General features: G+C 65.1%; 30 protein-coding genes. 18 read left to right on the plus strand and 12 right to left on the minus strand.

What is annotated here, in order from left to right:
* Positions 1 to 296 precede the first annotated feature (296 nt).
* Both ACEN8I_RS18810 and ACEN8I_RS18815 read right to left on the minus strand, forming a co-directional pair.
* Entirely contained in the window at positions 297 to 773 is a 477-nt protein-coding gene (locus ACEN8I_RS18810) for a peroxiredoxin (RefSeq protein WP_007867029.1), read from the minus strand.
* Positions 774 to 896: 123 nt separating this feature from the next.
* Entirely contained in the window at positions 897 to 1,295 is a 399-nt protein-coding gene (locus ACEN8I_RS18815; RefSeq protein ID WP_413330106.1) for an Mth938-like domain-containing protein, read from the minus strand.
* 200 nt (positions 1,296 to 1,495) lie between these two features.
* Between ACEN8I_RS18815 and ACEN8I_RS18820 the strand changes: the two genes are divergently transcribed.
* From ACEN8I_RS18820 to moaD, 6 genes are all read left to right on the plus strand, one after another.
* Entirely contained in the window at positions 1,496 to 2,719 is a 1,224-nt protein-coding gene (locus ACEN8I_RS18820; protein WP_413330107.1) for a pyridoxal phosphate-dependent aminotransferase, read from the plus strand.
* A gap of 98 nt (positions 2,720 to 2,817) precedes the next feature.
* Positions 2,818 to 4,140 carry a homoserine dehydrogenase gene (locus ACEN8I_RS18825; RefSeq protein WP_413330176.1) on the plus strand — a complete coding sequence of 441 codons (1,323 nt, stop codon included), beginning with the start codon at positions 2,818 to 2,820 and terminating at the stop codon, positions 4,138 to 4,140.
* Entirely contained in the window at positions 4,140 to 5,555 is a 1,416-nt protein-coding gene (gene thrC, locus ACEN8I_RS18830) for a threonine synthase (RefSeq protein ID WP_413330108.1), read from the plus strand. The genes ACEN8I_RS18825 and thrC overlap by 1 nt, the downstream gene beginning before the upstream one ends.
* Before the next feature lie 33 nt (positions 5,556 to 5,588).
* A complete protein-coding gene (gene mobB / locus ACEN8I_RS18835) occupies positions 5,589 to 6,137 on the plus strand; it encodes a molybdopterin-guanine dinucleotide biosynthesis protein B (RefSeq protein WP_413330109.1) in 549 nt (182 codons plus the stop codon).
* An 81-nt stretch (positions 6,138 to 6,218) separates the two neighbouring features.
* The gene (gene glp / locus ACEN8I_RS18840) at positions 6,219 to 7,481 is read left to right on the plus strand and encodes a gephyrin-like molybdotransferase Glp (RefSeq protein ID WP_413330110.1); all 1,263 of its coding nucleotides are present in this window, start codon (positions 6,219 to 6,221) and stop codon (positions 7,479 to 7,481) included.
* A 22-nt stretch (positions 7,482 to 7,503) separates the two neighbouring features.
* Positions 7,504 to 7,755 (plus strand): molybdopterin converting factor subunit 1, encoded by a 252-nt coding sequence (moaD, locus tag ACEN8I_RS18845; protein WP_413330111.1) that lies wholly within the window; start codon positions 7,504 to 7,506, stop codon positions 7,753 to 7,755.
* A gap of 11 nt (positions 7,756 to 7,766) precedes the next feature.
* Here the strand turns inward: moaD and dapA are convergent, their stop codons facing one another.
* Positions 7,767 to 8,681 carry a 4-hydroxy-tetrahydrodipicolinate synthase gene (gene dapA, locus ACEN8I_RS18850; RefSeq protein ID WP_413330112.1) on the minus strand — a complete coding sequence of 305 codons (915 nt, stop codon included), beginning with the start codon at positions 8,679 to 8,681 and terminating at the stop codon, positions 7,767 to 7,769.
* Positions 8,682 to 8,967: 286 nt separating this feature from the next.
* Here dapA and ACEN8I_RS18855 point away from each other — a divergent pair, with 286 nt between their 5' ends.
* The gene (locus ACEN8I_RS18855) at positions 8,968 to 9,444 is read left to right on the plus strand and encodes a molybdenum cofactor biosynthesis protein MoaE (RefSeq protein ID WP_413330113.1); all 477 of its coding nucleotides are present in this window, start codon (positions 8,968 to 8,970) and stop codon (positions 9,442 to 9,444) included.
* A gap of 3 nt (positions 9,445 to 9,447) precedes the next feature.
* Here the strand turns inward: ACEN8I_RS18855 and ACEN8I_RS18860 are convergent, their stop codons facing one another.
* On the minus strand, positions 9,448 to 10,353 hold the full coding sequence (locus ACEN8I_RS18860; RefSeq protein ID WP_413330114.1) for an aminotransferase class IV: 906 nt from the start codon (positions 10,351 to 10,353) through the stop codon (positions 9,448 to 9,450).
* A gap of 132 nt (positions 10,354 to 10,485) precedes the next feature.
* Between ACEN8I_RS18860 and ACEN8I_RS18865 the strand changes: the two genes are divergently transcribed.
* A complete protein-coding gene (locus ACEN8I_RS18865; protein ID WP_413330115.1) occupies positions 10,486 to 11,262 on the plus strand; it encodes a TetR/AcrR family transcriptional regulator in 777 nt (258 codons plus the stop codon).
* A 24-nt stretch (positions 11,263 to 11,286) separates the two neighbouring features.
* Here ACEN8I_RS18865 and ACEN8I_RS18870 read toward each other — a convergent pair whose 3' ends face one another.
* Entirely contained in the window at positions 11,287 to 11,859 is a 573-nt protein-coding gene (locus tag ACEN8I_RS18870; protein WP_413330116.1) for a hypothetical protein, read from the minus strand.
* A gap of 121 nt (positions 11,860 to 11,980) precedes the next feature.
* On the opposite strand from ACEN8I_RS18870, the gene clpB reads away from it, so the two are divergent.
* From clpB to ACEN8I_RS18885, 3 genes are all read left to right on the plus strand, one after another.
* A complete protein-coding gene (gene clpB, locus ACEN8I_RS18875) occupies positions 11,981 to 14,581 on the plus strand; it encodes an ATP-dependent chaperone ClpB (protein ID WP_413330117.1) in 2,601 nt (866 codons plus the stop codon).
* A gap of 173 nt (positions 14,582 to 14,754) precedes the next feature.
* A complete protein-coding gene (locus ACEN8I_RS18880; RefSeq protein ID WP_413330118.1) occupies positions 14,755 to 15,597 on the plus strand; it encodes a hypothetical protein in 843 nt (280 codons plus the stop codon).
* Positions 15,597 to 15,932: a hypothetical protein gene (locus tag ACEN8I_RS18885; protein WP_413330119.1), complete on the plus strand. Its 336-nt coding sequence runs from the start codon at positions 15,597 to 15,599 to the stop codon at positions 15,930 to 15,932. The genes ACEN8I_RS18880 and ACEN8I_RS18885 overlap by 1 nt, the downstream gene beginning before the upstream one ends.
* A 5-nt stretch (positions 15,933 to 15,937) precedes the next feature.
* Here the strand turns inward: ACEN8I_RS18885 and ACEN8I_RS18890 are convergent, their stop codons facing one another.
* Positions 15,938 to 16,651: a YebC/PmpR family DNA-binding transcriptional regulator gene (locus ACEN8I_RS18890; protein ID WP_074575234.1), complete on the minus strand. Its 714-nt coding sequence runs from the start codon at positions 16,649 to 16,651 to the stop codon at positions 15,938 to 15,940.
* A 210-nt stretch (positions 16,652 to 16,861) separates the two neighbouring features.
* On the opposite strand from ACEN8I_RS18890, the gene ACEN8I_RS18895 reads away from it, so the two are divergent.
* Positions 16,862 to 17,170, plus strand: a complete 309-nt coding sequence (locus ACEN8I_RS18895) for a plasmid stabilization protein (RefSeq protein ID WP_413330120.1) — start codon at positions 16,862 to 16,864, stop codon at positions 17,168 to 17,170.
* 11 nt (positions 17,171 to 17,181) lie between these two features.
* On the opposite strand, the gene ACEN8I_RS18900 is transcribed toward ACEN8I_RS18895, so the two are convergent.
* The 4 genes from ACEN8I_RS18900 to ACEN8I_RS18915 form a co-directional block, all read right to left on the minus strand.
* Positions 17,182 to 17,685: a CreA family protein gene (locus tag ACEN8I_RS18900; protein WP_413330121.1), complete on the minus strand. Its 504-nt coding sequence runs from the start codon at positions 17,683 to 17,685 to the stop codon at positions 17,182 to 17,184.
* A gap of 133 nt (positions 17,686 to 17,818) precedes the next feature.
* Positions 17,819 to 18,919, minus strand: a complete 1,101-nt coding sequence (locus tag ACEN8I_RS18905; protein ID WP_413330122.1) for a DNA alkylation repair protein — start codon at positions 18,917 to 18,919, stop codon at positions 17,819 to 17,821.
* A 46-nt stretch (positions 18,920 to 18,965) separates the two neighbouring features.
* Entirely contained in the window at positions 18,966 to 19,280 is a 315-nt protein-coding gene (locus ACEN8I_RS18910) for a chaperone modulator CbpM (protein ID WP_413330123.1), read from the minus strand.
* Positions 19,277 to 20,269 (minus strand): DnaJ C-terminal domain-containing protein, encoded by a 993-nt coding sequence (locus ACEN8I_RS18915; protein ID WP_413330124.1) that lies wholly within the window; start codon positions 20,267 to 20,269, stop codon positions 19,277 to 19,279. Before ACEN8I_RS18915 ends, ACEN8I_RS18910 begins: the two co-directional genes overlap by 4 nt.
* 176 nt (positions 20,270 to 20,445) lie before the next feature.
* On the opposite strand from ACEN8I_RS18915, the gene ACEN8I_RS18920 reads away from it, so the two are divergent.
* Positions 20,446 to 21,870 carry a coniferyl aldehyde dehydrogenase gene (locus ACEN8I_RS18920; protein WP_413330125.1) on the plus strand — a complete coding sequence of 475 codons (1,425 nt, stop codon included), beginning with the start codon at positions 20,446 to 20,448 and terminating at the stop codon, positions 21,868 to 21,870.
* Between the two features lie 10 nt (positions 21,871 to 21,880).
* On the opposite strand, the gene ACEN8I_RS18925 is transcribed toward ACEN8I_RS18920, so the two are convergent.
* On the minus strand, positions 21,881 to 22,777 hold the full coding sequence (locus ACEN8I_RS18925) for a CAP domain-containing protein (RefSeq protein WP_413330126.1): 897 nt from the start codon (positions 22,775 to 22,777) through the stop codon (positions 21,881 to 21,883).
* Between the two features lie 149 nt (positions 22,778 to 22,926).
* On the opposite strand from ACEN8I_RS18925, the gene ACEN8I_RS18930 reads away from it, so the two are divergent.
* The 5 genes from ACEN8I_RS18930 to ACEN8I_RS18950 all read left to right on the plus strand — a co-directional run bounded on the left by ACEN8I_RS18930 (position 22,927) and on the right by ACEN8I_RS18950 (position 25,491).
* On the plus strand, positions 22,927 to 23,145 hold the full coding sequence (locus tag ACEN8I_RS18930; protein WP_413330127.1) for a YgaP-like transmembrane domain: 219 nt from the start codon (positions 22,927 to 22,929) through the stop codon (positions 23,143 to 23,145).
* A complete protein-coding gene (locus tag ACEN8I_RS18935) occupies positions 23,142 to 23,696 on the plus strand; it encodes an RNA polymerase sigma factor (protein WP_413330128.1) in 555 nt (184 codons plus the stop codon). The genes ACEN8I_RS18930 and ACEN8I_RS18935 overlap by 4 nt, the downstream gene beginning before the upstream one ends.
* Complete coding sequence (locus ACEN8I_RS18940) at positions 23,693 to 24,049, plus strand: carboxymuconolactone decarboxylase family protein (protein ID WP_413330129.1); 357 nt, start codon at positions 23,693 to 23,695, stop codon at positions 24,047 to 24,049. The genes ACEN8I_RS18935 and ACEN8I_RS18940 overlap by 4 nt, the downstream gene beginning before the upstream one ends.
* Positions 24,050 to 24,127: 78 nt before the next feature.
* On the plus strand, positions 24,128 to 24,874 hold the full coding sequence (locus tag ACEN8I_RS18945) for a hypothetical protein (protein ID WP_413330130.1): 747 nt from the start codon (positions 24,128 to 24,130) through the stop codon (positions 24,872 to 24,874).
* 38 nt (positions 24,875 to 24,912) lie between these two features.
* A complete protein-coding gene (locus ACEN8I_RS18950) occupies positions 24,913 to 25,491 on the plus strand; it encodes a hypothetical protein (RefSeq protein WP_413330131.1) in 579 nt (192 codons plus the stop codon).
* An 11-nt stretch (positions 25,492 to 25,502) separates the two neighbouring features.
* Here ACEN8I_RS18950 and ACEN8I_RS18955 read toward each other — a convergent pair whose 3' ends face one another.
* Complete coding sequence (locus ACEN8I_RS18955) at positions 25,503 to 26,330, minus strand: AraC family transcriptional regulator (RefSeq protein WP_413330132.1); 828 nt, start codon at positions 26,328 to 26,330, stop codon at positions 25,503 to 25,505.
* Between the last annotated feature and the right edge of the window lie 62 nt (positions 26,331 to 26,392).

The following is a 26,392-nucleotide window of genomic DNA, read 5'->3' on the forward strand; positions in this document are numbered from 1 at the left end:
TGGGTTTTCGCGCGTGCTGGCCCTCCCCTCTGTCGCGGCCCTCTTCTCGGCGGCGGGGGGGGGTCTGTGCGCCCCCCCACTGCCCTCCGCTGTCGTCGGGGGGGGGGGGGGTGGGGCCCCCGCCCCATAGTGCTTAAAACTCTCTAAAAAAGAGGGGTTCCAGAAGCGAAAAAGCCGCCTTGAAACCAGGGCGGCTTTTTCTTTTGGCGCAGTTGCGAAGGTCAACAGCATGAGTTCATTATGCACAACTCAAGTGACAGGGCAATCCTTTGTTGCTAACTGGCCTCAATGAGGTTTCAGGCGGCTTTTTTGAGGGCCTTGACGGCCTTGAGCACGTCGTCCACATGGCCGGGCACTTTCAGGCCGCGCCATTCCTCTTTGAGCAGGCCGTCGGCGCCCACCAGGAAGGTGCTGCGCTCAATGCCTTTGACCTTTTTGCCGTACATGATCTTGTTCTTGACCACGCCGAACATGTGGCACATTTTTTCCTCGGTGTCCGCGATCAGCTCGAACGGCAGCTCAAGCTTGGACTTGAACTCGTCGTGGGATTTCATGTTGTCGCGGGAGACGCCGAAGACCGTCGCGCCGGCCTTCACGAAGTCCTTGTAGCGGTCACGGAACTGCATGGCTTCGGTGGTGCAGCCAGGCGTGTTGTCCTTGGGATAGAAGTACAGCACCACGACTTTGCCGAGGTGGGACTGGTTGGAAACCTTGATGCCGCCGGTGGCGATCGCTTCAAATTCGGGGAGTGGTTTATTGACGACGACTGCCATACTGAGTAGACCCTGACGAAAGTAGTTGTAATTGGCCGCGCCTTTTGACAACCGACCCGGGACGTCATCCCGAGATGTGGTGCCAAGTGCAACCCTAGATTTTACCCTGAAAGAGAGGTCATTTCAGGCTTCTGTTCCTTCTGTTTCAATCAGCAAGGCGGCAATCACCTGGCGGCCTTCACCCGCGAGGATGTTGTAGGTGCGGCAGGCCGCGAGCGTGTCCATGGTTTCAACGCCTATGCGTTGCTCCATCAGGGCGCGCAGAAACGCGGGGGGCACAAAGCGCAGGCGGGCGCCGCTGCCGAAAATCACGAGTTCGGGCCGGGTTTCAGCCAGCAGGGCGAAATGCTCCGCGGTGAGCTGCTCAAAGCGTGTGCAGTTCCAGTCGAATTTCTCGCCGCGCGAGCCGATCACGACGCTGTGCTCGATTTTTTCGGCCACACCCTCGCGCCCCAGGCCCACCCAGCCGGGGCCGTAGCCGAGGATGGACTGGACGTCGAGGCGGTCTGGCTGAAGTTTCATGCGGAAGGGGTTCGGGCGTTGTGAGGGTGTGGCGCGGCTGTGCGCGGGGGCTTGTGTGCGGCTGTTTTGCCAGCGAAAAGCCTCTTTTATGTGGTCAAATTATAGATTCCGCCCGAATTCCACGCTGCAATGCGCCGTATCGCCCCGGTTGGCGGCAGGGTGAGCGGCGCGGCCCCCGTCCAAAGTCTTCCTAACGCTTCATGAAACCGATCACCAAATCCGCCAAGCTTGCCAATGTGCTGTACGACATCCGCGGACCGATCATGGACGCCGCCAAGCAGATGGAGGAAGAGGGCCAGAAGCTCATCAAGCTCAACATCGGCAACCTCGCGGTATTCGGTTTTGACGCGCCCGAGGAAGTCCAGCAGGACATGATCCGCAACCTGCCCGCTTCAGCCGGTTATTCGGACAGCAAGGGCATTTTTGCGGCGCGCAAGGCCGTGATGCACGAAACCCAGAAGCAGGGCATCAAGGGCGTCACGCTGGACGACATCTACCTGGGCAATGGCGCGAGCGAGCTGATTTCCATGGCGACCAATGCCTTGCTCGACGACGGTGACGAGCTGCTGCTGCCGGCGCCCGACTACCCGCTGTGGACGGCTTCCACCAGCCTCTCGGGCGGCACGCCGGTGCATTACCGCTGTGATGAAAGCAATGGCTGGATGCCCAACCTGGACGATATTCGCGCCAGGATCACGCCCAAGACCAAGGCCATCGTGGTCATCAACCCGAACAACCCCACGGGCGCGCTGTATTCCGACGAACTGCTCAAAGGCATCATCGGCATTGCGCGCGAGCACGGCCTGGTCATCCTCGCCGACGAGGTCTACGACAAGGTGCTGTACGACGGCGTCAAGCACACGGCGATTGCCAGCCTGTCGACCGACGTGCTCACGTTGACCTTCAATTCGCTGTCCAAGAGCTACCGCTCCTGCGGCTACCGCGCCGGCTGGCTGGTGGTGTCCGGCCCCAAGAAGCAGGCACAGGACTACATCGAGGGCCTGAACATGCTGGCCAACATGAAGCTGTGCTCCAACGTGCCGGGCCAGTGGGCCATACAGACGGCACTGGGCGGCTACCAGAGCATCAACGACCTGACCTGCGAGGGCGGGCGCCTGCGCCGCCAGCGCGACATGGCCTACGAACTCATCACCGCCATCCCCGGCGTCACCTGTGTCAAACCCAGCGCCGCGCTCTACATGTTCCCGCGGCTTGATCCCAAGGTCTACCCGATCAAGGACGATCGCCAGTTCTTCCTGGAGCTCCTCAAGGAGACCAAGGTCATGCTGGTGCAGGGCACCGGCTTTAACTGGGCCGAGCCTGACCACTTCCGCATCGTTTTCCTGCCGCATGAGGAGGACCTGCGCGAAGCCATAGGCCGGATTGCGAAGTTCCTCGAGAACTACCGCAACAACCGAACTTGACCCTGTATTCGGCCTCTCCTTTTTCCGTGCTGCCTTTATGGCGGCGGGCATCCAAGATCACTTAAAGCAAGACCTCAGCGACTATGAAACCGACGAATTTGAGCCCCATCCGCGTAGGCCTCCTGGGCATAGGCACCGTGGGCAGCGGCACCTACAACGTATTGCAGCGCAACCAGGAAGAAATCCGCCGCCGCGCCGGCCGGGGCATTGAGATCACCATGGTCGCCGACCTCGACGTGGCGCGCGCGAAGGCCGCCGTCGGCGCGGGTGTGCAGGTGGTGGACGACGCGCGCAAGGTCGTGGCCAGCCCCGACGTCGACATCGTGATCGAGCTCATAGGCGGCTACGGCATCGCCAAACAACTGGTGCTGGAAGCCATCGAGGCCGGCAAGCACGTGGTCACCGCCAACAAGGCGCTGCTGGCCGTGCACGGCACCGAGATTTTCGCGGCGGCCCATCGCAAGGGCGTGATGGTGGCGTTTGAGGCGGCCGTCGCCGGCGGCATCCCCATCATCAAGGCGCTGCGCGAGGGCCTTACCGCCAACAGCATCCAGTGGATCGCCGGCATCATCAACGGCACCACCAACTTCATCCTGTCCGAGATGCGCGACAAGGGCCTGGATTTCGACGCCGTGCTCAAGGAGGCGCAGCGCCTGGGCTACGCCGAGGCCGATCCCACCTTCGACATCGAAGGCGTGGACGCCGGCCACAAGGTCACCCTGATGTCGGCCATCGCCTTCGGCATCCCGGTGCAGTTCGACAAGGCTTATGTCGAAGGCATCACCGGCCTGGCCGCTCAGGACATCCGCTATGCCGAGCAGCTCGGCTACCGCATCAAGCTGCTGGGCATCACCAAGCGCGCCGCCAACGGCATCGAACTGCGCGTGCACCCCAGCCTGGTGCCGGCCAAGCGCCTGATCGCCAACGTGGAAGGCGCGATGAATGCCGTGGTGGTGCAGGGCGACGCCGTCGGCACCACGCTGTACTACGGCAAGGGCGCGGGCAGCGAGCCCACCGCCAGCGCCGTGATCGCCGACCTGGTGGACATCGCCCGCCTGCACACGGCCGATCCCGAACACCGCGTGCCGCACCTGGCCTTCCAGCCCGACGCGATGAGCGACCTGCCCGTGGTGCCCATGGCAGAGGTTGTCACCAGCTACTACCTGCGCCTGAAAGTCGCCGACGAGGCCGGCGTGCTGGCCAAGGTCACCGGTATCCTGGCGAGCGCGGACATCAGCATAGACGCCGTGCTGCAGCGCGAAGCCGATGAAGTGGGCGGTGAAGGCTCCACCCACACCGACCTCATCATCCTCACGCACGACTGCGTGGAGGCGAAGATGAACAACGCCCTGGCGCAAATGCAGGGGCTGCCCACGGTGCTGGCGCCCATCACGCGCATCCGCAAGGAGGAACTGGCCTGATGCAGTACCTCTCCACCCGCGGCCATGCCGACCGCAAGCGCTTTTGCGAAATCCTGCTCGAGGGCCTGGCGCCGGACGGCGGCCTGTATTTGCCCGAAAGCTATCCGCAGGTTAACGAGGCAACTCTGGCCAAATGGCGCGGCCTGGCCTATGCCGACCTGGCCTTCGAAATCCTCTCGCTGTATGTCGACGACATTCCCGCCGCCGACCTCCAGGCGATCTGCCGCAAGACCTATACCGAAGAAGTGTTCGGCACCAAGGCCATCGTCCCGCTGAAAAAGCTCGAAGACGGCCTGTACCTCGAAGCCCTGTCCAACGGCCCCACGCTGGCCTTCAAGGACATGGCCATGCAGCTGCTGGGCAACCTGTTCGAATACGAGCTGGCTCGCCGCGGCGAAGAGCTCAATATCCTGGGTGCCACCAGCGGCGACACCGGCAGTGCGGCCGAATACGCCATGCGCGGCAAGAAGGGCGTGCGCGTCTTCATGACCTCGCCCAACGGCCGCATGAGCCCCTTCCAGCAGGCACAGATGTTCAGCCTGCAGGACGAGAACATCCACAACATTGCGGTCGAAGGTGTGTTCGACGACTGCCAGGACATCGTCAAAGCCGTGTCTAACGACCTGGCTTTCAAGCGCCAGTACAAGATCGGCACGGTCAACTCCATCAACTGGGCGCGTTTGATGGCGCAGGTGGTCTACTACTTCGCCGGTTACTTCCAGGCCACGAACAGCAACACCGCCAAGGTCGACTTCACCGTGCCCTCTGGCAACTTCGGCAATGTGTGTGCCGGCCACGTGGCCCGCATGATGGGTCTGCCTATAGGCAAGCTGGTGGTGGCCACCAACGAGAACGACGTGCTCGACGAGTTCTTCCGCACCGGTGTCTATCGCGTGCGCAGCAGTGCCGACACGCACGAGACCTCCAGCCCCTCCATGGACATTTCCAAGGCCTCGAACTTCGAGCGCTTTGTGTTCGACCTGCTGGGCCGCGACGGCGCCAAGACCAAGGCCTTGTTCCACGACCAGCTCAGCAGCCAGGGCCGCTTCGACCTCAGCGCCGAGGCGGCTTTCAAGTCGGCCGAGCAGCGCTACGGCTTTGTGAGCGGCAAGAGCACCCATGCCGACCGCCTCGCGACCATTCGCGATACCCACAAGCGCTTCGGCACCACCATAGACACGCACACCGCCGACGGCGTGAAGGTGGCGCGTGAGAAGCTGCAGCCCGGCGTGCCCATGGTCGTGCTGGAAACCGCGTTGCCCATCAAGTTCGCGGCCACGATTGAAGAGGCGCTGGGCCATGTGCCCGAGCGGCCCGCGAAGTTCGAAGGCATAGAGGACCTGCCCAAGCGCGTCAAGCTGCTGCCCGCCGATGCGGCCGTGATCAAGCGCTACATCGCCGACCATGTGCATTGATCCGGGCCGCGGTCCCGTCTGGAAAGCCCGGCCATGAACGTCATCGGCTTTGCCGGCTACTCCGGTTCGGGCAAGACCACGCTGGTCGAAAAGCTGATCCCTGCGCTCAAGGCGCGCGGCCTGCGCGTGTCGGTGGTCAAGCATGCCCACCACAAATTCGACATCGACCACCCCGGCAAGGACACCTTCCGCCACCGCGTGGCCGGCGCCTTTGAGGTGGTGGTGGCTTCGCAAAACCGGATGGCGCTGATGCGCGAGTTTGAAAAACCGGCCGAGATGACGGTACACCAGCTGATCGCCGAACTCTACGGTGGCGTGGACTGGGTGCTGGTCGAAGGCTTCAAGAGCAGCGACCTGCTCAAGATCGAGGTCTGGCGCGGCCCCTCGGCCGATTACGCCGGCAAGCCCTGCCTCTACATGGACGACGATTTCATCGTCGCCATCGCCACCGATGCCCCCGGCCAGCTGCCCCAGGCAACCTTGCGCCCTGTGCTGGATTTGAATGACGGCGATGCCGTGGCCGAGTACCTGGTCAACAATCAGGAACGTTTTGCCTATTCCTTCGAAGACCGTTTCGGCTAGGCTTGGGTAACGGCCAGCCCCAAGCCAGCCAGCTTCGTTCTGCTCTGTTCTGTTCATGCCCTTGTTCCGGACACCCCGACCATGAGTTCTGCCTCCACCACCGCGCCCGCCAGCCCCGCACCCCAGCCTGGCCGGGCGCCCCTGAAACCGCTGGACCAGGCGCTGGCCGAGCTGCTGGCCCGTGCCGCGCCGCTGCACTGTGTTGAGGCGGTCTCCACCTTTGACGCGGACGGCCGTGTGCTGGCCCAGGACCTGGTCTCCAGCCTCGACGTGCCGGCGCACGACAACAGTTCCATGGACGGTTATGCCGTGCGCGCTTCCGACTGGGCCGAGGGCGCGGTGCTGCAGGTCAGCCAGCGCATTCCGGCCGGCAGCAGCGGCCATGCGCTGGCGCCGGCCTCGGCGGCTCGCATCTTCACCGGCGCGCCGATTCCGCCCGGCGCCGATGCCGTGGTGATGCAGGAAGACTGCGAAGCCGTGGAGGAGGGCGTGCGCATCAAGGCCCAGCCGCAGCTCGGCCAATGGATTCGCCGCCGTGGCGAGGACGTAGCCGCCGGTGCCGTGGTGCTGCGCCGCGGCGAACGCCTGACACCCGCCTCGCTGGGCCTGGCCGCCAGCATAGGCTTTGACAAACTGCAGGTCGCGCCCCGTGTGCGTGTGGCCTTGTTCTCGACCGGCGATGAACTCGTCATGCCCGGCGAGGTCGCGCCGGCCGACATGAAGCCCGGCGCCATCTACAACTCCAACCGTTTCTTTTTACGCGCCTTGCTGCTGCGCCTGGGCTGCACGGTGACCGACCTCGGCATCGTGCCCGACCGCCTCGACGCCACCATCGCCGCGCTCAAGGGCGCGAGCCAGGCGCACGACCTGATCCTCACCAGCGGTGGGGTGTCCGTCGGCGAGGAAGACCACATCAAGCCGGCCGTGCAGGCGCTGGGCGAACTCGCGCTCTGGCAAATCGCGATGAAGCCCGGCAAGCCTTTCGCCTACGGCAAGCTCGGTGGCGCGCATTTCATCGGCCTGCCGGGCAACCCGGTGTCCAGCTTTGTGACCTTTCTGGTGCTGGTGCGGCCTTTCCTCCTCAAGCTGCAAGGCGCGACCGAGGTGGCCCCCAGCCCCATCGCATTGCCCGCCCATTTCGACTGGCCCAAGGCCGACAAGCGCCGCGAGTTCTTGCGCGCCAGGCGCAACGCCGACGGCGGGCTGGAGCTGTTCGGCAACCAGAGCTCGGGCGTGCTGACCTCGGCCGTCTGGGGCGATGGCGTGATCGACAATCCGGCCGGCCGGGCGATTGCGCATGGCGACATGGTGCAGTTCATCCCGTTTTCGGCGCTGATGGCCTGACGAGCCGCATCAAGGCCTTCCCATGAAAGTCACCGTCAAATACTTTGCCTCCATCCGCGAAGCCATAGGGCAGGGCAGCGAGCTGCGCGACACCCGCGTCACTACGCTGGCGGCCCTGCGCGATGAACTGCTCGCGGCTTCGCCCGCGCACGCCGCCAGCCTGGCGCGCGGCAGGTCGGTGCGCATGGCGCTCAACCAGGTCATGTGCGATGAAACGGCCGTCCTCAGCGAAGGCTGCGAAGTCGCATTCTTTCCGCCCGTGACCGGCGGCTGATCCCGCCGCCTTCAGGCGGCCAGCAGCGCGTCCAGTCCCTGCAGGCGCTCGGCCAGTTCGGTGGAGGCCCGTGTCATCGGGCTGCGCAGTTCATTGCGAAGCAGGCCTTGCCCGGCCAGTACGGCCTTGAGCGGCCCCGGGTTGGGCTCGGCGAACAGGCCTTCAATCAGCGGCTGCAGCGGTGTCCACAAGGCCTCGGCCCCCGCCAGGTCGCCTGCCTGGATGCGCCGCAGCACTTGCACAAAACGTTCCGTGTGCAGATGGGCCGCCGCCGCAATCGCGCCGCGGCCGCCCTGCGCAGCGGTGGCGAAAATATTCACGTCCTCGCCCGCCAGCACCTGCAAGCGCCCATCGGCAATCAGCGCCCGCGTTTTGGCCGGGTCGCCGCCGCAGTCCTTGAGCGCCTGGATGCGCGGGTGATCGGCCAGCGCCAGGATCGTTTCAAGCTCCATGCGGCTACCCGTGCGGTAGGGAATGTCATAAAGAATCACCGGCACGTTGCTCACGTCGGCCAGAGCAGTGAACCATTCAATGAGGCCTGCTTGCGAAGGCCGGATATAGCTGGGCGCGGGCAGCAGGATGCCGGCCAGGCCCAGTGTGCCCAGGGCCTTGATGCGCGCCGCCGTCTTGCCCAGGTGGTAGCCCGAAAGGCCCATCACCACCGGCAGGCCGGGTGCCTCGGCCATCACGGTTTGCAGCGTTGCCAACTGCTCGTCTTCGTCCAGTGCCGCGGCCTCGCCGGTGGAGCCGCAGACCACCAGCCCGGCAATGCCGCTGCCCTTGTAGTGCGCCACAAGGCGCTTGAGTGCGCTGTGGTCAACCTTGCCTTGGTCAAACGGGGTGACAAGAGGAATCCAGAGACCCGAGAAATCGGTGTTGGCCTGATTGGCTTGATCGGCCTGGTTGGCACTGAGCGCTGTTTGCATGAAGACACATCCCAAAAAACTGACCGGCTTGAAAGGCCGCCATCAGAACAAGAGAAGGGTGTCCGCAAAAGACTTGGAAAGTAACCGGCGGCTCCATCGCTCATTCGACGACGGAACCGCAGCCCCGGTCAAATGAGCAACGGTTTTTTCGATTTGCTGGCGCACGCCGCAAGGCCACGGGCGCTGTCGAGCGTCCGGGTGGCGAAGCGGTGGGTGTGGCCAGTCATGCGGCAAATCTTACCGTAGGCAGCAGCTTTCAGGGTGGGCGAGTGGCAAAATTGCCACTATGGCTTCACCGCGCGTCCTGATCACCACCGATGATTTCAACCTCGCCGAGGAGGTGGCCGCACTGCGCGCCGGCGACAAGCGGGTGGGCGCCGTCTGCACCTTCACGGGCACCGTCAGGGACCGCAATGACGGCCTGAACGTCAGCAGCATGGAGTTGGAGCACTACCCCGGCATGACCGAAAAAGCCATAGACGCCATGATCGACGAGGCCATGGCGCGCTTTGACATCTTCGGCGCGCGCGTGATCCACCGCGTCGGCCTGCTGCAGCCGCTGGACCAGGTGGTGATGGTGGCCGTGACCTCGGCGCACCGCGGCGAAAGCTTCAGGGCCTGCGAGTTCCTGATGGACTACCTCAAGACCCAGGCGCCGTTCTGGAAAAAAGAACAAACGCCCGAGGGCGCGCGCTGGGTCGATGCGCGCGTTGCCGACGACGCGGCGCTGGCCAAATGGGGCATCACGGCGCCCAATGCCTGATGCTCAGTAGCTGACCGGGTCCCGGTACGCGGCTTCGTCGTGAATCGCCCAGTAGGCCTCATACAGCCGCGTCGTGATGGGGCCGGGAAACTGCGGCAGGGGTATGCCATCAAGCTTGGCAATCGGCAAAATGCCGCCGCCGGTCGAGGTTAAAAACACTTCGTCGGCACTGCGCAGCAGTGCGGCCGGCACGGGCGCGGTCTTCAGCGGGATGTCCAGGCGCCCGCACAGCTCCATCGCGGTGCGCCGCGAAATCCCTTCAAGCACGCCTTGGTCAGCCGTGTACACGATGCCATCCTTGGCCATGAACACGTTGAAGCCCGGGCCCTCTGTAATGTTGCCGGCAGCGTCCACGACGCAACTGGTGTCGCGCCCACGGTCGTAAGCGTCGAACATCGACTGCACCATGTCCATCCAGTGGTAGTTCTTCACGGTCGGGTCCACCGAGGCCGCCGGAATGCGCTGGCGGTCGCTGATGTGCAGGTCCAGCCCGGCCAGTTGCTTTTCGCGCGAGGCGATCCAGACATAGGGAAGGGCGTAGGCGTAAAACCGGTTCTGCGCCAGGCGCGGGTCGCGCGCGCCGCGCGGCGGCACGCCGCGGGTGCAGACCATGGCGACGTAGGCGTCCTGCAGCCCGCCGGCGCGCACGCAGGCGTGCAGGATGTCCCGCAGCTCGCTGCGGCTATAGGGAATGGCCAGGTGCATTTTCTCCATGCTGCTGAAAAAACGCTCGATATGGTCGCCGAGCCGGAAAAAAGCGCCTTGCCAGGTGCTGGCCACGTCGTAGGTCACGTCCGAACGGGTGAAACCCCAGTCAAACAGGGAGATCTTGGCTTCCGACAGGGGAACGAATTCGCCTTCGACAAAGGCGCAGCCGCCCTCGAATTCACCGGTTTTGACCTTACGCATGGCGGTTTTCCTTGAGTTAACTTGTGGGGGTAAAAGAGGCTGTTGAGAATTAATTGTACGGAGTTCAATATTAATTGAACGCTTTTCAATAAACCATAAAATGGCGCATTATTTCTGCTTCTGGAAACCGCCTTGCCCACCAAACCGCCTCCACCCCGCCGCGCCGGGCGCCCGCGCAAAACCGGGGACGCGGCGGGCGGCGCGGCACTGAGCCGCGAGTCCATCCTGCAGGCCGCGCTGGCCCTGATAGACCGCCAGGGCCCGCAGGCCTTCAACATCCGCGAGCTGGCCCAGGCGCTCAAGGTGTTTCCCTCGGCGATTTACTGGTACGTGCCCAGCCGCAATGAACTGATTTCCGGGGCGGTGGCGCTGGCCATGAACGGCGTGGCCGACGACCTGGTCACGGGCCGTTGGCAGGACAGGTTGGCTGCCTTGCTGCGCCGCTATCGTGAAGTGCTCAGGCGCCACCCCAGGCTGGCCCCGCTGGTGGCCAGCGAACTGATCTACAACGCGACCTTCGATGCCACCATGCTGGACCATCTGGTGCAATTGCTCGAAGACGCCGGTTTTGCGGGCGCCGATCTGGTCGATGCCTACAACGTGGTGTTTGCCGCCATGTGCGGTTTCGCGACCATGGAGCTGTCCACCGCGCCGGCCGAAGACGCCCAGGCCTGGGAAAGTGCCTGCCGCGCCCAGATCGCCCGCGTCGACGCCGTTCGCCAACCCGCGCTCGCGCGGCACCTGGGTGCCATGCAGAACCGGGCGTTTGTGCTGCGCTGGTCCAGCGGCGACGGCCAGCCGCTGGACAGCGGCTTTGAGGCCTGGGTCGATGTCATCGTGCGCGGCGTCGAGTCGCGGGCCAGGGCCTTGCGCACCGCGGCGAAAGCTTCAGGGCCTGCGAGTTCCTGATGGACTACCTCAAGACCCAGGCTCCTAGTTCAGGTATCGGGGTCTTTCGGTGGGGTCGGGCGTCTCGGGCTTGTCCGGGGTTTCCTGGATACCGGCGAGCGGCGGTGATTTGAGCCACTGGGATTTTTTGAGGCACTTGTTCAGGAGCTGCAACAAACCTTGAGCAAGCTGGGTGGTGATGGCGATCCGCACGTGGCGCCCCGGCTCCGGCAATTTTTCGTTGAAGTCCAGCTGCAGCTTGCCGGACTTCAGCAAGGCCAATTTGACTTCCGTCACCAGCAGCGGCTCCTTTCCCTGCGGCAGCGCGGCCTCCTTGGCCTGGTAGGGTGTCTTGAAATCGCCGGCGTAAGTCAAAGCTTCTTTTTTGAAGTTCTCCACCATGCGCCGGCGCTGGACGTCCTGCGGCGCCGCCGGGTCTATCTCTTCAGCCTGCCGGGCCAGCTGGTCGGCGGCGGTTTGGGTCAGGGCCGGCATCAGGGACAGTGTCATGCGGCGGGTCAGCCACAGGCGCAATTCCTCGCTGTCATGGCTGCTGATGCGCACCAGCAGCCTGTCCTGCTCCTGATGGTAGGTCACCGAGACCTGGTGGATGTTCATGGGGTGATTTTAGGGGCGCCGGAAAAATGCTTGAAAACCAGTCCCGGCTCCCCAGATACTGTGCAACACCCATCCGGATGAGCTTGTAGTCAGGCCTGCCGGAATCCACGGAGCCTTATTCATGCGACAAGACAAACTCACGACCAAATTCCAGGAAGCCCTGAGCGACGCGCAATCCCTCGCGCTGGGCAACGACAACGGCTATATCGAGCCGGTCCACCTGCTGGCCGCCATGCTGCGCCAGGACGATGGCCCGCGCGCGTTGCTCGAAAGGGCCGGCGTCAACGTGGGTGGCCTCACGCAGGCTGCCGACGCCGCCGTCAAAAAGCTGCCCCAGGTGCAGGGCCAGGACCAGATCCAGGTCGGCTCCGAGCTTGCCAAGCTGCTGCAGGCCACCGAAAAAGAAGCCATCAAACGCAATGACCAGTTCATCGCCGGTGAACTCTTTCTACTCGCCGTGGCTGACAGCAAGAGCGACGTCGGCCGGCTGGCCAAGGAAAACGGCCTGACCCGCAAGGCACTCGAAGCGGCAATTGACGCCGTGCGCGGCGGCCAGGGCGTGCACAGCGCCGACGCCGAAGGCCAGCGCGAAGCCCTCAAGAAATACTGCATGGACCTGACCGAGCGTGCCCGCCTGGGCAAGCTGGACCCGGTCATAGGCCGCGACGACGAGATCCGCCGCGCCATCCAGGTGCTGCAGCGCCGCACCAAAAACAACCCCGTGCTGATCGGCGAGCCCGGCGTCGGCAAGACCGCGATCGTCGAAGGCCTGGCCCAGCGCATCGTGGCCGGCGAAGTCCCCGATTCGCTCAAGGGCAAGCGCGTGCTCTCGCTCGACATGGCCGCGCTGCTGGCCGGCGCCAAGTTCCGTGGCGAGTTTGAAGAGCGCCTGAAATCCGTGCTCAACGAACTGGCCAAGGACGAAGGCCAGACCATTGTTTTCATCGACGAGCTGCACACCATGGTGGGCGCCGGCAAGGCTGAAGGCGCGATGGACGCGGGCAATATGCTCAAGCCGGCGCTTGCGCGCGGCGAACTGCACTGCGTGGGTGCCACCACACTCGACGAATACCGCAAGTACATCGAAAAAGACGCCGCGCTGGAGCGCCGCTTCCAGAAAATCCTGGTGGGCGAGCCCACGGTGGAGGCCACCATCGCCATCCTGCGCGGTCTGCAAGAGAAATACGAAGTGCACCATGGCGTGCAGATCACCGACCCGGCCATCGTGGCCGCGGCCGAACTGAGCCACCGCTACATCACCGACCGCTTCCTGCCCGACAAGGCGATCGACCTGATCGACGAGGCCGCCGCCAAGATCAAGATCGAGATGGACTCCAAGCCCGAGGTCATGGACAAGCTGGATCGCCGCCTGATCCAGCTGCAGATCGAGCGTGAAGCCGTGCGCCGCGAAAAAGACGAAGCCTCGCAAAAACGCTTCGAGCTCATCGAAGAGGAAATCGCCAAGCTGCAAAAAGAGATCTCCGACCTCGACGAAATCTGGCAGGCCGAAAAGGCCCAAGCGCTGGGTTCCAAGGACGTCATGGAAGAGATCGACCGTATCCGCTTCCAGATCGAGGAGTTCACCCGCAAGGGCGACTTCAACAAGGTCGCCGAGCTGCAATACGGCAAGCTGCCCGAGCTCGAAAAGCGCCTGAAAGAAGCACAGGACAGCGAAGCCAGCAAGGGCAAGTCCAACGCGCCCACGCTGCTGCGCACCCAGGTCGGCGCCGAAGAGATCGCCGAGGTTGTGGCGCGCGCCACCGGCATCCCTGTGAGCAAACTCATGCAGGGCGAGCGCGACAAGCTGCTGCAGATGGAGGGCAAGCTGCATGAGCGTGTGGTCGGCCAGGACGAAGCCATCAGCGCGGTCGCCAACGCCATACGCCGCTCGCGCTCGGGCCTGAGCGACCCAAACCGCCCGACCGGCTCCTTCCTGTTCCTGGGCCCCACGGGCGTGGGCAAGACCGAGCTGTGCAAGGCGCTGGCCGGCTTTTTGTTCGACAGCGAAGACCACCTGATACGCGTCGACATGAGCGAATTCATGGAAAAGCATTCGGTGGCCCGCCTGATAGGCGCGCCCCCGGGTTACGTGGGCTATGAGGAGGGCGGCTACCTGACCGAGGCCGTGCGCCGCAAGCCCTATAGCGTGCTGCTGCTCGACGAGGTCGAAAAAGCCCACCCCGATGTGTTCAATGTGCTGCTGCAGGTGCTGGACGACGGCCGCCTGACGGACGGGCAGGGCCGCACGGTGGACTTCAAGAACACCGTGATCGTCATGACCAGCAACATCGGCTCGCCCACCATCCAGTCCATGGTCGGCAAGCCGACGGAAGAGATCAAGGAGGCGGTGACCGATGAGCTCAAGAACTATTTCCGGCCTGAGTTCCTGAACCGGATTGACGAGACCGTGGTGTTCCACGCCCTGGATGCGAAAAACATCGAGTCCATCGCCCGCATACAGCTCAAGGTGCTGATCGCCCGGCTGCAGAAGATGGACCTCACGCTGGACGTGTCGGAAGCGGCGATCGCCGAGCTTGCCAAGGTCGGCTTCGACCCGGTGTTCGGCGCCAGGCCGCTCAAGCGCGCCATCCAGCAGCGCATCGAGAACCCGCTGAGCAAGCTGCTGCTGGAAGGGCGTTTCCCGCCCAAGAGCACGATACCGGTGGACGTGGATCCCATCCGTGCCCCGGGCGTGTTCAGGTTCGAGTCGACGGTTCACTAAAGGCCTGTTGACAGGCTCCGGGCCACCGTTTTCATGGTGAGCCTCACAACCCGCTTCGGCGCCAAGCCGGGGCGGGTTTTTTTACGGATGTGACATGGGCAAATGCTGGAATCGTCCTACAGCTGTGCCGGCCTGCGCGGCCTACCATGGGTTTCTCTCCTCCTGGATACGCCATGCCCAACCGCCTTGCCCGCACCGCGCTGCGCAACGCCTGCCTGGCGGCCGTCCTGGCTGCCGGCTCGCAGGCTGGGGCACAGGCCCCCGACACCCAGGACCCGGGCGTGCGCACCCTCAGGCCGGTGACGATCAGCGCCAAGGCCAACAGCGATCCGGTCGAGAAGTCCTACCGGAAAATGATTCGCGGCATGGACTTGTTCGAGCGTGAAAAAAGCCTGGCACCCAATGCCTCGCTGCGCTTCAAGCTGCTGCCGCGCCGGCGCGAGACCGACATGAATGCGATTGCCATGGAAGTGATAGGCACCACCATGGACTTTCCCGTGGCCATCGCACCCGACCGGACTTTCAGCCTGCCGCGCGACCCCAAGGCTTTCGCCGAAGATGCGCAGGTCATTCCCAACCGCAAGGCGCAGAGCATGACCTGGCGCACCGAAATCCGCACGCCGGGCCTGCCGCCGGGCACGCGGCGCCTGGGCGATTTGCGGCTGGAGTGCAGGGTGGGCATGGAAGCCGGCCTGGTCTCGCGCGGCACAAGCATCATCGGCGCCATCGCCGGCGCCGTGTTTGATACACCGGCCTTTTGCGACAAAAAGGTGCCGCTCTACCTGTTCTTTTCCGAGCGCCCGCTGTTCAGCGTCACGCTGTCGGCCGGCGGGCGCCGGGAAATACTGCCGCTGGCCATGCTGTACGCCGCCGCGAGCGACGATCCCAAGCTCGACAGGGACCTACCCGACTGCGACTGCGAGGTGCTGGTGGACCGCACCTACTTCCTGCCGCTGGGCGACCGCAGCTGGCCCGACGACACGTTGGTCGAGTTTGACTACATGGAGGGCGGATGATGGCACCGGGCAAGTTGCTGTGGGCCATCGGCCTGGTGCTGGCGGGCTGCGCGGCCACGCCTGATGAAACACGCCCGCCTTTTCGCGACAGCCAGCTGTCCATGCAGGGCGCGCAGGCCCTGGTGAGCCCCGGAACCAGCACCAAGGCCGAGGTCAGCGCCGCGCTGGGCCCCGCCACCGTGGTCCGCTTTGACAGCGGCTATGAGGTCTGGGCTTACCGGGAGAAGCCCCCCAAAAGCGAAATACCGGGCGCCGAGTTTGTGATCCTGTTTGCGCCGACGGGTGTTGTGCAGAAAACCCGGATACGTCCGCGCTATGAGGTGCTCGCGAAGTAGCTGCTTCAGTCGCCCAGGCCCACAAAGATGTTCTGCACGTCATCGTTGGCATCGACGGCGGCCAGGAAGGCCTCGACTTCTTCGAGTTCCGCGGCGCTCAGGCTCGCCGGGCTGATGGGGTTTTTGGCCTTGTAGCCCAGCTTGGCCGACAGCACGGTAAAGCCTTGCGCGGGCAGGGCGCGGCTCACGATGTCCAGGTCGGCATGGTCGGTCAGAAAGGTCGTCGTGCCCTCTTCATGGCCTGGCTCGAAGTCCTGGGCGCCTGCTTCAATCGCGGCGAGTTCGGGATCGGCGCCGGCGACTTGCGGCTCGGCTTCAATCATGCCGACGTGGTCAAAGTCCCAGGAGACCGAGCCCGAGGTGCCCAGATGCCCCTTGCGGAACAGCACGCGGATTTCCGAGGCCGTGCGGTTGAGGTTGTCGGTCAGGCATTCGACCATGAGGGGCACACGGTGCGGCGCGAAGCCTTCATAGATCACGTGCTCGAAATGCACGGTGTCGCCGGTCAGCCCGGCGCCTTTCTTGATGGCCCGCTCCAGGGTGTCCTTGGGCATGGAGACCTTGCGAGCCTGCTCCACCACCAGGCGCAGGCGCGCGTTCGAGGCCGGGTCCGCGCCATTGCGCGCCGCCACCATGATTTCCTTGGCCAGTTTGCCGAATAGGCGACCCCTGGCATTCGCGGCCAGTTCCTTGCCTTTTGCTTTCCACTGCGCGCCCATGTCTGTTCTTCCTTGCTGTTGTTGTATCCGGGGTGGGCCCTGCGGCAAGGCGTAAATCACACGCCGCGGGACCGAGGGGTCTCCGGTTATACACCCATACGGCGCGGCCGGGACAGTAGGACGGCGCCGACGCGAATTTCAGTCGCTTTCCGCCTGAACGCCGGCAGCGCGGCGCTAAGTTGGACCCCTGCCAACAGAAAAGGAGCTGACATGCCAAGAGGTGACAAATCCGCCTACACCGACAAGCAAAAACGCAAGGCCGAGCACATCGAGGAAGGCTATGAGGACCGCGGCGTCGGCCAGGAAGAAGCCGAGCGGCGCGCCTGGGCCACGGTGAACAAGGAAACCGGCGGCGGCAAAAAATCCGGCTCGGGCCGCGGCAAGGCGGAAAACCATGCGCCCTCGCGCAAGGGCGGCCGCCTGGGCGGCGCGGCGGCTGCGTCACGCAGCGCGGCCGAACGCTCGGCTTCAGCCAAAAAGGCCGCGGCGACCCGCAAGCGCAACGCTGCTTCCAAATAAAGGTAGCTGGCTTATTTGACCGGGATCACGGTGCCGGCCGGCACCGGCACGGCCGTGACGCTGTTTTGCGGCGAGCCTTCAATGACGCGGTCCGAATAGGTGAGGTAGACCAGCGTGTTGCGTTTGGTGTCTATCATGCGCACCACGCGCAGCCTTTTGAAGACCAGCGAAATGCGCTCGCTGAACATTTCTTCCTGTTTGTCCAGCGGCTTGTCGCCAAAGCTGATAACGCCGGTCTGCCGGCAGGCGATGGAGGCTTCGGCCTTGTCCTCGGCCAGGCCGAACGCGCCCTTGAGGCCTCCGGTCTTGGCGCGCGACACATAACAGGTGACGCCGGCGACTTTGGGGTCGTCATAGGCATCGACCACGATCTTGTGGTCCGGGCCTATGAGCTTGAACACCGTATCTACCGCGCCGATTTCCTCGCCGCCCGCGCCGCCGCAGGCGGACAGGAGCAGCAGCAGGCTTAGCGTGCTGAATGCGGGGCGCAGGCGTCGTATGTATGGGGTGCTCATGGGATATCCCTCCTGATATATGTTGGATGCCGTGGGCTCTCACGCGGCCCGGGTTTCTAATGTACAAAACCCGCGCGTCGCACAAGCCGTCCTTGAAGCCGCCCTTGTGCAAGAAGGGCAAGCAAATGTCAGCTCAAGGCATTAAAAGCTCAAAAAAGCCGCTGGCCAGGCGCTCGCCATTGACCATGATGTCCACCTCGTGGCGGCCGGCATGGTGCACGCGCGTCGTGAAGTCGCGCATCACCTGGCTGCGCGAAAGCTGCAGGCTTTGGCCCGGCGCCAGGTCCAGTTCCTTGAGCTTGAAGACCTTGGCCGAACTGCTGCCGGCTTTTTTGACGTAGTGGATGGTGTAGTCCACCACCAGGCGCTGGCTCTGGCGCGCGGTGGACTGCAGCGTAAACGAGAGTTCCAGCCGCTCGCCCAGGCTGAGTTTTTTCGGGCTGACGGAAAAGCCGCTGATGCTGACGGCCGCTTTTTTGCCCGCGCCAATCACGCCCAGCGCCTGCTTGTCGCCCTGTTTGATCAGCGTGCGCAGCGCATGCCGCGCGATCCATGCGGTGTGCGGGTTCTCCAGCGGCCAGCTTTTCAGGCGCCCCAGCACCCACGCCGGGTGCAGCTTGGTGATGTCGTTGAGGTGGTTGGCCACCGACTTGCGCACATAGAGGCTGCCGTCGGCCTTGAGCGTTTCCAGGATGGGCGCGGCCAGCTCAGGGTCGGCCATCAAGGCATCCAGCCTGAAAGACCAGGGCAGGCGAGGGCGGCTGCCTTCGCTGGCCAGGCGCCGCACGTGCTCGCTCTGGTCCTTGGCCCAGGTCTTCATCACGGCCAGCGTGCGCTCAGGGTCCTGGCGGATGAATTCGCGAATCGCGAACTCCGAGCTGCCGAAGGCGGTGAAAAACTTCAGCGCCTCCATGGAGGTGTCAAAGTCCTCGCGCCCGTACAGGCCCACATAATCCGGCAGCACCAGGGTCACAAAGCTGCTGTTGATGCGCGGCGCGAGCTTGCGCAGGATGGCGATGCTTTTACGGTAGTCGGCGGGCAGCGTGGCGTGCAGGCATTCGCTGGTGCGCCGCAGGCGCTGCATCAGTGACAGCGCGTCCAGCCCGGGCAGCGCCAGTTTCAGAAATTGCTTGCCGTCAAAACGCGGGTAGACCGCCGCGGTCTCCGCCGCGATGTGGCGGTAGCGCGCGGGATCGAAGATGTTTTTGAGGGCGGGTGCGGCGGTGTCGGCCATGGCGACCGATTCTGCCACCGCGCGCTTTTTCCAGGGTGGCTTGAGCTTAAGAGCCTTGCAGCCGGCTTAGCTGCGCGCGCAGGCTGTCCAGCTCGTCCATCAGCTCCAGCGCCAGGGCCGCGCCGGCCGGGTTCACGCCCAGGTCACGCTGCAGCCGCACGGCCACCGTGGCGCGGTGCAGGTGCACGCCGGTGAACCGCCACAGCTCCGGGGCCGGGCCGACAGGCGCCAGCAAGCCTTCGTGCACCAGGTCCACGATGAGGTCCGACTGCGCGGCGCATGCCCGGCAGAGGTCGTCGAGCGTGAGTTCATCCTGCTCTTCCAGGATGAAGCCGGCGAGGTAGCGGGTAGGGGTGTTCATGCCTTGCCTCCGGGGTTTTGCAGGCCGGCGCGCGGCCTGAAGGCCTTGAACGTCGCTGCCATGTTTTCATACGCTTTCTTTGCCGCCTCCGTATCGGCGGCCGGCAGGACGACCTGCAGCACAAAGTAAAAGTCCCCGGGCGTCTTGCCCGGCAACCCGCGCCCCTTGAGCCTGAGCTTGCGCCCGCTGGCCGAGCCCGGCGGGATTTTCAGCTCCACCTCGCCCGTGGGCGTGGGCACTTCCACCTCGGCGCCCAGTGCGGCCTCCCAGGGCGCAACGGGCAGGGTCATGTACACGTCATGGCCTTCGGCGCGGTACAGGGCATGCGGCAGGAATTCCACATCCAGGTAGAGGTCGCCGGCGCTGCCCTTGCCGATGCCGGGCGCACCCTGGCCCGCCAGGCGGATGTGCTGGCCGGCGCGTATGCCCTTGGGAATCACGAATTCGATGGTCCGGTCCTGCATCGTCACGCCGGTTTCGTCCTCCATCGGCATGCGCAGCTGCAGCTTGCGCGTCGCGCCGCTGTAAGAGTCGCCGATATCGATCTGGATTTTGGCGTGCTGGTCCTGGCCGTGCATGTCAAAGCCGTGGCCGCCGCGCATGCCGCCAAAGCCGCCCCGACCTTGCGGCTCGCCGCCCATACCGCGGAATATGGCGTCGAAAAAGTCGCTGTGGTCGAAACCTTCGGCACCGCCAAAGTGGCCGCCGGTGGCGCCACCCGAAGCCCGCCCCGGGTTCCAGCCCGGCGGCGGACGGAAGTCCTGCCCGGCCTGGTAGTCGGCACCCAGCTGATCGTAGGCGGCGCGCTTTTCAGGGTCGCGCAGCACCTCGTAGGCTTCGGCGATTTCCTTGAAGCGCGCCTCGGCGTTTTTTTCCTTGCTGACGTCAGGGTGGTATTTGCGCGCCAGCTTGCGATGGGCTTTTTTGATCTCGTCGGGCGTGGCGCTGCGCTCCACGCCCATGACCTTGTAGTAATCCTTGAATTCCATGAAACACTTTCATCAGGGATGGGTTAGGTGCCAGCCATCTTGGCGCATAAACGCCAGCCTGGCTGTCAGCCAAATACGTCAGGTTTTATATAGGGGCGGCGGCCTCAGGGTCAACCCGGGGTAGCGCTGGAGTTGCGCCCCTACTGCGCGGGCCCGGCGGTCCCTATCATGGCCGGATGATTTCCAGCACCCCCCGGACAGCACTTCGCATCCTGTTTGACGCCCAGCACCAGGCCAGCCGCGCCCAGGCCGAAGTGCCGCTGGCACTGCGCCGGGACCGCCTGCTGCGCATACGCGCCTTGCTGGACGGGCACGGCGCCGAGCTGGCGCAGGCCGTCAATGCCGACTTCGGCGTGCGCTCGCCGCAGCTCACCGAAATTGCCGACATTTTTGTGCTGCGCTCGCTGCTGTCCAGCACGCTCAAGCACCTGTCCCGCTGGATGAAGCCCGTCAAGGTGCGCACGCCGCTGTACCTGCAGCCCGCGCGCGCCTACCTGCAGCGCCAGCCGCTGGGCGTGGTGGGCGTGATCTCACCGTGGAACTATCCGGTGCAGCTTTCGCTGGGCCCGGTCATCACGGCGCTGGCCGCAGGCAACCGCGTGATGCTCAAGCCCAGCGAACTGACGCCGCGCACCTCGGCCCTGCTGGCCGACCTGATCGGCCGGGCTTTTGCGCCTGATGAGCTTTGCGTGGTACAGGGCGACGGCCAACTGGCCGCCGAATTCGCCGGCCTGCCGTTTGACCATCTGTTCTTCACCGGCTCCACCGCCGTGGGCCGCAAGGTTGCCGAGGCCGCCGCCGCCAACCTGACACCGACCACGCTGGAGCTGGGCGGCAAGTCCCCCTGCATCATCGATGCCTCCTGCGACATCGACAAGGCCGCCATCAAGATCGCGCACGGCAAGCTGCTCAACGCCGGCCAGACCTGCATCGCGCCCGACTATGTGCTGTTGCCGCAGGGCAGCGAAACGGCTTTTGCCGAGGCCTTTGCCCGCGCCGTGGCAACCCTGTTTCCCACCATCACCGGCAACCCCGACTATGCGGCCATCATCAGCCCGCGCCACCTGGAGCGGCTGCAGGCGCTGCTGGCGCAGGCCGAAGGCGAGGGTGCGCGGCTGCAGACCATGGCCCCAGGTACGGCCGGCGTGGGTGTGGCATCGCGGCAGATGGCGCCGGTGCTGGTGTTCGACACGCCCGCCCATTCAAAGCTGCTGAGCGAGGAAATCTTCGGGCCCATACTGCCGGTGATTCCCTACACGGCCATCGACGAAGCAATCCGCTACGTCAACGCCAGGCCGCGGCCGCTGGCGCTGTATTGGTTCGGCACCGACACCGGCTCGCGCGACCATGTGCTGGCGCGCACCGTGAGCGGCGGTGTCACGGTGAACGACACGCTGATGCACATCGCCCACGAAAACCTGCCCTTTGGCGGCATCGGTGACAGCGGCTGGGGCGCCTACCACGGTGAAACCGGCTTCCTGCGCCTCTCCCAGCAAAAGCCGGTGATGCTGCAGTCTAGGTGGGCGCGCGGGGATTTGTTCTACCCGCCGTATGGCAAGCGCTTCGAGCAAGTCATGGGCTTGCTCAAGCGCCTGATCTAGCGCTGGGCCGTCAAGGCGCCGTCCCGAACACCTGCGTCCAGTAAATCCCCTGGCTGCTCTGCCTGTTCACCACAAAGGCGGCGCCCATTTCGCTGTAAGCCGGCGACATGATGTTGGCGCAATGGCCGGGGCTGTTCATCCAGCCGCGCATGGCCGCATCGGCGCTCAACTGGCCGGCGGCGATGTTTTCGCCAATGGCATCCCAGGCGTAGCCGGCGCGCGTGGCCCGGCCGTCCACCGTGCTGCCGTCGCGGCCGGTGTGGCTGAAGTAGTTGTGGCGCGCCATGTCGCCCGCATGGGCGCTCGCAATGCCGCTCAACGTGGGGTTGAGCCGCAGCGGCGGCGCCGGCGCGAACGCCTTGTCGCCGCAGCGCTGCGGCCGGGAGCGCGCTTCGTTGACCAGCGCCAGCACCCGCGCCTGCACCTCTTCGGCCTGCGCGGTGGCCGGCGGCGAAAAGGGCTCGGCCAGCAGCACCCAGGTTTGTGTGCCGCGCTGGTGAAAGCCTGCCTCCAGCAGTTCAGCGTGCATGGCCGCGCCGCAAGAGCTGCCGAGCGCCTTTGGCGTCAGGGCCGCGGCCCCGCTGGCGCCCCGTATCGTGATCAGCATGGTGCTGAGCGCACGATAGTCCACGGCTTTGAGCGCGTCATCAGTTTTGCGGCCGCCCGCGACCAGCGCCGCGGCCTGCGACAGCGCGGCATTTTCACGCAGCGGGGCGGCCGGGCGGCCGCCTTTTGCACAGCCTTGCTGGCGCAAGGCGTTCAGTGCGCGCAGCAGCGGCGGGTGGCCTTGGGTGGCGGGCTGCGCTTGCGCCAGGCCGGCGGCGGCCAGCAGAAAGGCCAGCGCCGCGCAGCAGGCGGTGCGCGGCCATCCGATTTGCGCTTTCGCCAGCCTGCTCAGGATATGCATGGCCCATGATAGCCAGCTGGGCCGCGCACCCGCCGCAGGCTCCCGGCGTCGGCGGGGCGAAAGCCGATAAGATATTTTTCAAAGAATCCGAACCCTTTTGGCATCGGCAGGCCTCTTTGTCAGCATCCACCACAGCCAAGGAGTTCCCGATGTTTTTCCTGCAACGAAACCTTCCCGCCTGGGAGCGGGCCCTGCGCCTGGGTGGCGCGCTGCTGCTGGCCTGCGCCGGCCTGCTGTGGCTGCCGGCCGGCTGGCCCATGGCGCTTGCCCTGGCCGGCGCGGCCGGGTTGGGCCTGACGGGTGTTGCCGGGTTTTGCCCCGCTTGCGCGCTCGTCGGCCGCAAGCCCGCGGCCAAGGGCAAACCATGAAAGCCAGCGCCCAACTGGTCGATGCCGCACGGGGCGGCGATACGCAAGCCATCGCCGAGTTGCTCACGCAATGCCAGCCCGACCTGAAACGGTTCGCCCGCCGCACCTGTTCCACCGCCGAGGATGCGGAAGATGCGGTGCAGGCCGCGCTGTGGCAGCTATACCGCAAGATAGGTGCGTTGCGCACGGCGGCGACTTTCGCTGTCTGGCTGTTTCGCATTGTCGAGCGCGAATGCTTTCGCCTGTTTCGCGGCCGCAAAGGCGCGCAGGTCGACGATGGCGCCGATGTCCAGGCCGTCGCCGCGCCGGCGCTGCCGCTGGACCTGCGGCTGGATTTGAGCCGCGCCATCGCCGCCTTGCCCGAAGCCTGGCGTGAGGTGCTGATCCTGCGCGACGTTGATGAGCTCACGGCGCCTGAGGTGGCGCAGCAGCTGGGACTGAGCGTGGCCGCGGTCAAAAGCCGGTTGCACCGGGCGCGCGCCATGGTGCGGGAGCGCTTGATGGCCAGCGGCTACTGGAACAAGGACGGTGGCATGGAGGGTGCGCCATGAGCGCCGGCTACCAGTCACCTTCGGACCTGCAACTGGCGCCCGCGTTCGCGCGGCTCGCACCTGCTGAAGCCCAGGCCTTCCTGGCCTACGACCATGCGGCCAAACGCGAGGGAGGCCATCTGGAGCCTCGGGTGCGCGAGCTTGTCTCGCTGGCGGTGGCGCTCACCACGCAATGCGGCTATTGCCTGGACGTGCACACCCGGGCGGCGAGAAAGTTGGGCGTGACGCGCGAGGAGCTGGCCGAGGTCGTGCTCGTCGCCGCTGCCGTACGGGCGGGCGCCAGCGTGGGCCACGGCCTGCTGGCCCTGCGCCTGTTTGACGAAGGTGAGGGTGCGTCTTCCGCCGCTGGCTGAAAGAATAGAGAACGGAGAACAGGCAAGCGTCTTGGCGCCCCCTTAGAATGGCCTCCAAAATAACCTGGAGGGGTGGCCATGCCTTTTGTCGGATTGGGATTGCATTTCATTGTGGCGGTGTTTTTCGCCGTCCATGCGTTGCGTAGTGGCCAGCAGCTGTACTGGCTGATCATCCTGTTCTCCTTCCCCCTGCTGGGCAGCATCGTCTACTTCCTGGCGATCTACCTGCCGGACTCGCGGCTTGAACGCGGCGCGCGCAAGGTAGTGGCCGCCGCCGCGAAAACGCTCAATCCCACGCGTGAGCTCAAGGAGGCGCATGCCGCCTTCGACTACACGCCGACGGCGCAGAACCAGATGCGGCTGGCCGCGGCCTTGCTGGAAGCCGGCCAGCCCCTGGAGGCCGCCCAGAGTTACGATGCTTGCCTCAAGGGCCCGTTCGCGTCCGACCTGGAGATCCGGCTGGGCGCGTCGCGCGCCTATTTCGCCTGCGAACGCTATGCCGAGGCGATTACCCACCTCGAGTTCATCCGCAAAACCGACCCCGCTTTCCGCGCGGAGCAGATTTCGCTGCTGCTGGCCCAGGCGCTGGCGGGCGCCGGCAGGGGCGTTGACGCCAGGGCGGAATTCGAATCCGCAGTGGAGCGTTTCGGCAGTTTCGAAAGCCGCGCCGAATATGCCATCTGGGCCGCGACCGCCGGCGACACCGCCACCAGCGCGCGCCTGCAAATTGAACTGCAGCGCTCCATGGAGCGCTGGAACAGGCACACCCGGGAGCTCAACAAGCCCTTGCTGCGACGGCTGAATGCGGCGTTTGACCGGCGCTGAAGAACGCATAAGCGGGCCTTGTCGCTGACCGGCATCGCATGCGCCTGGGCCGCCCCTCGCTGAAGGTCCGCCTGCTGGTGATGCTGGCGGTGGTTCCCTTGATCACCTGGTTCGCGGTCAAGCCCGTGCGGGTGGTCGCGCCAACCCTGGCGGGCGTGAGCTGCCTGAACGCGTCGGTCTGCGTAGACGACCCCACCCGGCAGGTAGAGGCCGCCGGCCTTTACGCGGAGGCCGTGGCTTTTGTGCCGGAGCTGCTGGGCCCTTTCAAAGGCAAACCCCGCGTCATTTTTTGCGCGACGCAAGCCTGTGCCGAAGCGTTCGGCCTGGGTGCGCGCGCGGCGGTCACTGTGGGCACCTGGGGCACGGTGATAGGCCCACGCGCCTGGGAATCCTTTTTTGTGCGCCACGAACTGATCCACCATGCGCAGGCCGAGCGCATCGGCACCTTGCGCCTGCTGTTCAAGCCGCAGTGGTTTGTGGAGGGCATGGCTTATGCGCTGAGCCAGGACCCGCGGCAGCCGCTGGCCGAGCCCTATGAAAGCCAGCGCAGGCAATTTCTGGCCTGGTATGGCGCCGTCGGCAAGCAGGGCCTGTGGCAGGCGGCCCGGGAGCTTTAGGCCCGCTGCACTTATTTCTGGAAGTGGCTGGGCGGCTGGCCCATCGCCGCCTTGAACATCGCGGTGAAGGCGCTGTCGCTGGCATAGCCGCTGGCCGCCGCCACGGCGCTGACCGACAGCCCGCGCGTGAGCAGGGGCAGGGCGTGGGCCAGGATGGCCTGCTGGCGCCACTGCTGGTAACTCAGGCCCAGCTCGTCGCGAAACAGCCTGGCCACGGTGCGCTCGCTGGCGCCGATGTCCGCCGCCCATTCGGCCAGAGTGGCCCGCTCGGACGGCGCGCGCAGCACCGCTTCGCACAGGGCGCGCAGCCGCTTGTCGCCGGTTTGCGGATGCGGCATGGGAACGCCCAGCGCCTGGATGTCCGCATGTGTGAGTTCGTCCAGTACCAGGCCGCTGAGCAGTTGCTCGCGCGAGGCACTCAGGGGATGTCCGGGCGAGGCGGCATCCAGTGCACTGATCGATTCGCGCAGCAACGGCGACACCACCAGCACGCGGCAACCGCTCCAGCCTTTGGGCGTGGCGCTGGCATCAATGTAAAGCGTGCGGAACTCGGCGGCTTCCAGCACGGTGATGTGGTGCTGCGCGCCGGGCGCGATCCACACCGCGCGAGAGGGCGGCACGATGTAGGTGATCTCGCCGCCGGCGCCATCGCTTTCGGCCGTGACCTGCACGACGCCGGTGGCGCAGTAGGCCAGCTGGGCCCAGGCATGGGAATGCGGTTCGAAGTGCGTGTCCGCCGGCATGGAGCGGGCGCGCACACGCACCGGCCGCTTGGGGCTGGGGGTGAAGCTGTCGGTGTCGCCCACCGGCATGAGGCGCAGGCTGGTGTTACGCGGCATGCCGGATCGCGGTTTCGGTGGCTTGCGTGGGTTTGTCTGAAATTCGATGAATCATGGCCATT

This window comes from Polaromonas sp. CT11-55 (assembly GCF_047303325.1).
Taxonomy (GTDB): Bacteria; Pseudomonadota; Gammaproteobacteria; order Burkholderiales; family Burkholderiaceae_C; genus Polaromonas.